This window comes from Kaistella pullorum (genome assembly GCF_014837035.1).
In the GTDB taxonomy this organism is placed as follows: domain Bacteria; phylum Bacteroidota; class Bacteroidia; order Flavobacteriales; family Weeksellaceae; genus Kaistella; species Kaistella rhinocerotis.
The window spans coordinates 1-1,014 of record NZ_JACSPS010000023.1; the positions used below are offsets into that span (position 1 = coordinate 1).

The window sequence follows — 1,014 nt, forward strand, 5'->3', positions numbered from 1 at the left end:
GCCCGGATTTCCAATGCTGAATTAATTACAAAAACGGATTTTGGACCGGCGGAAGGTAGTATGGGCGGTAACGTTTTCGGGCTTTGCGTTCGGGCGGGTTTCGGAGCACAAAACTGTCAACCAGCACTACACTTGAATAGAAGCACAAAGCTCCAACTTTGCACGTCACCCCGCCTGACGCAAAACCCGTGTTATGGCTCGTTTTTCTTTCCATCGTCAGCTTTTAAATTTGTCTTTTAGTTTTGTCCACCAATTTTTTGGTTGCTGTTCTCCTGTCAAATTGTTTATTGCAGTCTTTAACTTTTGTTCATTTTCAGAAGTCGCTGGGATAATTCCAAAATTGCTCATTTTGTCGTTGTTAGCGTAGACTGCGTCCCAACCACGTTTACCATTTTCTAAGAACTCTTCCAAGTCGACTGGCTCATACTTTGGTGTCAAAATTTCAAAGTCGTCAAACCAAATTCTTAGGTCAATATGTCTGTTGCCACCTTCTTGAAAAAGGTCAATCGTGTTCGTTAGTCCAATATTGTCGCCTGTTGAGTAGTCAAAACTTAAGCGGTCTTTCCAAGTGCCAAAATCTTTGTCACCACAATTAATAAAGTCCCAACCATAAATCGAAAGTCCTTTAAAGCTTTGGATAATCTCTAAAATATTTTCAGGTTCAATTTTTTCAACTTCAGCGTTTTTGTCGTCCCAATGTCCATTTCGTAATGAAGCAACAAACCGTCCAACTGGTTTGAAAATGAATAAAAGTCGATTGTCTTCGGGAACATTTCCGTCCTTGTCCATAGCAACCAACGCAAATGAGCAAGCAACCAAATTTTTCTCCTTGTCAAGCTCAACGCCAAGTAAAGTCGCTTCATTTAGTGCAAGTCCAATTCTATGTCTTAATTCTTCGTTAATTTGCATTGGTCGTGTCGTCTTTTAAAATGAGCCATAACGGTTGGGTATTTCTGCAGGCGGGCTAAAAATACGAAAACTTTCTACTTGCTAAAAACTGAATTAATCGCTGAA

At 40.2% G+C, this 1,014-nt stretch carries 2 protein-coding genes; both read right to left on the reverse strand.

What is annotated here, in order from left to right:
- Nucleotides 1-25: 25 nt before the first annotated feature.
- The gene (locus H9628_RS11900; protein ID WP_251834361.1) at nt 26-214 is read right to left on the reverse strand and encodes a hypothetical protein; all 189 of its coding nucleotides are present in this window, start codon (nt 212-214) and stop codon (nt 26-28) included.
- Between the two features lie 2 nt (nt 215-216).
- Nucleotides 217-909 (reverse strand): hypothetical protein, encoded by a 693-nt coding sequence (locus H9628_RS11905; protein ID WP_251834362.1) that lies wholly within the window; start codon nt 907-909, stop codon nt 217-219.
- Between the last annotated feature and the right edge of the window lie 105 nt (nt 910-1,014).

Bases quoted from the DNA above. Each gene is read 5' to 3' on its own strand.
- H9628_RS11900 (WP_251834361.1), bottom strand. From the start codon at position 214: ATGGAAAGAAAAACGAGCCATAACACGGGTTTTGCGTCAGGCGGGGTG.
- H9628_RS11905 (WP_251834362.1), bottom strand. From the start codon at position 909: ATGCAAATTAACGAAGAATTAAGACATAGAATTGGACTTGCACTAAAT.